Here is a 2380-nt window from a genome sequence, read left to right as displayed (position 1 = left end):
GCCGCAAGGAGGTCGGCGACCACCAGCTGTTCGGCCTGTTCGGCCGCGGCAAGACGCAGATCGCCTACGCGAAGATCACGCTGAACATCGTCAACAGCCTGACCGCCGAGGTCGTCTACTCGGCGCGCGGTGCCGGCGAGTACGAGCTGTCGAACCGCGAGGTGCTCGGCTTCGGCGGCACCGCCAGCTACGACGCGACGCTGAACGGCAAGGTGCTCGATCTTGCGATGCGCCAGGCGGTCGACGACCTCGTCACCGCGAAGGACAGTGGTCAGTGGGGCAAGGAGACAGCCAAGTGACAGGGCGCTTCCTTGTCGCCGCCTGTGCGCTGGCGCTGCTGGCCGGCTGCGCGAAGCCGCGCCCGCCGTTGTACCTGTGGGAGTCGTTCCCGCGCCAGCAGTACGACGCGCTGCAGCGCGGCGGCGCCGGCGCGCAGGAGCAGATCGCCGCGCTGGAGGAGCACGTCGTGAAGGCGCGTGCGCAGAATGCCGCGTTGCCGCCCGGCCTGCGGGCCCACCTGGGCATGCTGAAGCTGTCGATCGGCGACCCGGGCGAGGCGCGCCAGCTCTGGCAGGCCGAGAAGCTCGCGTTCCCGGAATCGGCGCCCTACATGGACCAGTTGCTCAAGCGCCTGGACGGCCCCGTGGCCAAGACGGAGAAACCGGCATGACGCGCGTTCGATCCCTCATCCTGTGGGCTGCCGTCGCCGGCGCCGCGCTGCTCGGTGGCTGTGCCACCTCGCCGGCCTACGACTACACGGCCTTCAATCGCGCGAAACCGGCCTCGCTGCTGGTGTTGCCGCCGCTCAACGAGTCGCCCGAGATCAGCGCGACCGCCTCCGTCTGGAGCCAGGCGACCCGGCCGTTGGCCGAAGCGGGCTACTACGTGCTGCCGGTCACGCTGGTCGACGAGACCTTCCGCCAGAACGGCGTGGACACCGCGCACGACGCCCAGGAGGTCTCGCTGAAGAAGCTGCGCGAGTTCTTCGGTGCCGACGCGGCGGTCTACATCAAGGTGCGCAAGTACGGTGCGAGCTACACGGTGCTGGCCAGCGAGACGCGCGTCGAGGTCGAGGCCCGCATCGTCGACCTGCGCAGCGGCGAGCTGCTGTGGAAGGGCTCGGCGGTGGCCAGCTCGTCCGAGGAGCAGCAGCAGTCGCAAGGCGGCCTGATCGGCGCGCTGGTGGGTGCGCTGGTGCGGCACGTCATGAGCAACGCCACCGACGAGTCGTACCGCTGGGCCGGGGTGGCCGACGATCGCATGCTGGGGGCGCCGCGCCGCAACGGCGTGCTGCCGGGGCCGCGCTCGCCGCTGTACGGTCAGCCGATGCCGGTGCAGTGACCGCTTCCGGCTGTGTCCGCGCACGAGAGAAGTGCGCGGCCAGCCGGAACGCGAGCAGCCCTGCGGCGATGCCGGCGAAGACCCACGCTGACACGTGGCCCACCTTCGCCTGCAGCACGCCATGCAGCGCCGCGAGCGCGACCGCTGCATGCACCAGCTTGTGCAGCCGCACCCAGTGGCGCTTCATCCGGCGGATCGCCCATTGAGTGGAGGTCAGCGCCAGCGGCAGCAGCAACAGCAGCGCCGCCGAGCCGATCGCGATGAACGGCCGCTCGGCCAGGTCCTGCGCATACGCGCGCAGCGTGCCGGCATCGAAGCCCAGGTAGAGACCGAGGTGCACCACCGCATAGCCGAAGCTCCACAGCCCGAGCTGGCGGCGTTGGCGGATCAGCGCGTTCCAGTCGCCGATGCGCCGCCCGCAGTGCAGCGCGACGGCGCGCGACAGCCACACCGACATGCGGCGCAGCGGCGTGATCGCGAGTGTCGCCAGCAGCAGCCCCATGGCCCACCAGCCGCTCGCGTGCGTCAGCGCGGCGATCGGATCGGGGCCGAGCGTGCCGGCGATGAACGCGAAGCCCCAGCGCAGGCCCGGCCAGGTGCCGAGTGCGAAGCACAGCAGCGGCAGCAGCCTAGAAATGCCGTGAGAGATCCATGCCGGCATACAGCGACGCGACCTCGGCCGCGTACCCGTTGAAGGGCAGGGTGGGGCGCTTGGCGAGCTCGCCCAGCCGCAGCTCGCGGCGCTGCGACCAGCGCGGGTGCGGCACCTCCGGGTTCACGTTGCCGAAGTAGCCGTACTCCGACGGCGCGGCCTGCATCCAGGTCGTCGCGGGCGGCGCCTCCACGAGCCGGATGTGCGTGATGGCCTTCGGGCTCTTGAAGCCGTACTTCCACGGCACCGCCAGCCGCAGCGGCGCGCCGTTCTGCGGCGGCAGCGCGTTGCCGTACAGGCCGGTGGCCACCAGCGTCAGCGGGTGCATGGCCTCGTCGATGCGCAAGGCCTCGGTGTAGGGCCAGTCGAGCATCGGGCGGCGCTGGC

The 2380-nt window shown here is 71.1% G+C and carries 4 protein-coding genes and 1 pseudogene; 3 read left to right on the top strand and 2 right to left on the bottom strand.

What is annotated here, in order from left to right; genetic code table 11:
• From AC1D12_RS31085 to AC1D12_RS31075, 3 genes are all read left to right on the top strand, one after another.
• A partial coding sequence (locus AC1D12_RS31085; protein WP_477845056.1) for a CsgG/HfaB family protein occupies nucleotides 1-299 on the top strand: 299 nt, incomplete at its 5' end.
• A complete protein-coding gene (locus AC1D12_RS31080) occupies nucleotides 296-670 on the top strand; it encodes a DUF4810 domain-containing protein (RefSeq protein WP_047505115.1) in 375 nt (124 codons plus the stop codon). The genes AC1D12_RS31085 and AC1D12_RS31080, both read left to right, overlap by 4 nt.
• The gene (locus tag AC1D12_RS31075) at nucleotides 667-1341 is read left to right on the top strand and encodes a DUF799 domain-containing protein (protein ID WP_477845055.1); all 675 of its coding nucleotides are present in this window, start codon (nucleotides 667-669) and stop codon (nucleotides 1339-1341) included. Before AC1D12_RS31080 ends, AC1D12_RS31075 begins: the two co-directional genes overlap by 4 nt.
• A gap of 142 nt (nucleotides 1342-1483) precedes the next feature.
• Here AC1D12_RS31075 and AC1D12_RS31070 read toward each other — a convergent pair.
• Both AC1D12_RS31070 and msrP read right to left on the bottom strand, forming a co-directional pair.
• Nucleotides 1484-2002 (bottom strand): annotated as a pseudogene (locus AC1D12_RS31070) (protein-methionine-sulfoxide reductase heme-binding subunit MsrQ); the annotation flags it as partial.
• On the bottom strand, nucleotides 1971-2380 hold a 410-nt coding region (gene msrP, locus AC1D12_RS31065), incomplete at its 5' end, for a protein-methionine-sulfoxide reductase catalytic subunit MsrP (RefSeq protein WP_477845054.1). The pseudogene AC1D12_RS31070 and the gene msrP, both read right to left, overlap by 32 nt.

The organism is Rhizobacter sp. P1_G5 (assembly GCF_056405435.1).
This window is presented reverse-complemented; position numbering and strand designations above follow the sequence as displayed.

Bases quoted from the DNA above. Each gene is read 5' to 3' on its own strand.
- AC1D12_RS31075 (WP_477845055.1), top strand. From the start codon at position 667: ATGACGCGCGTTCGATCCCTCATCCTGTGGGCTGCCGTCGCCGGCGCC.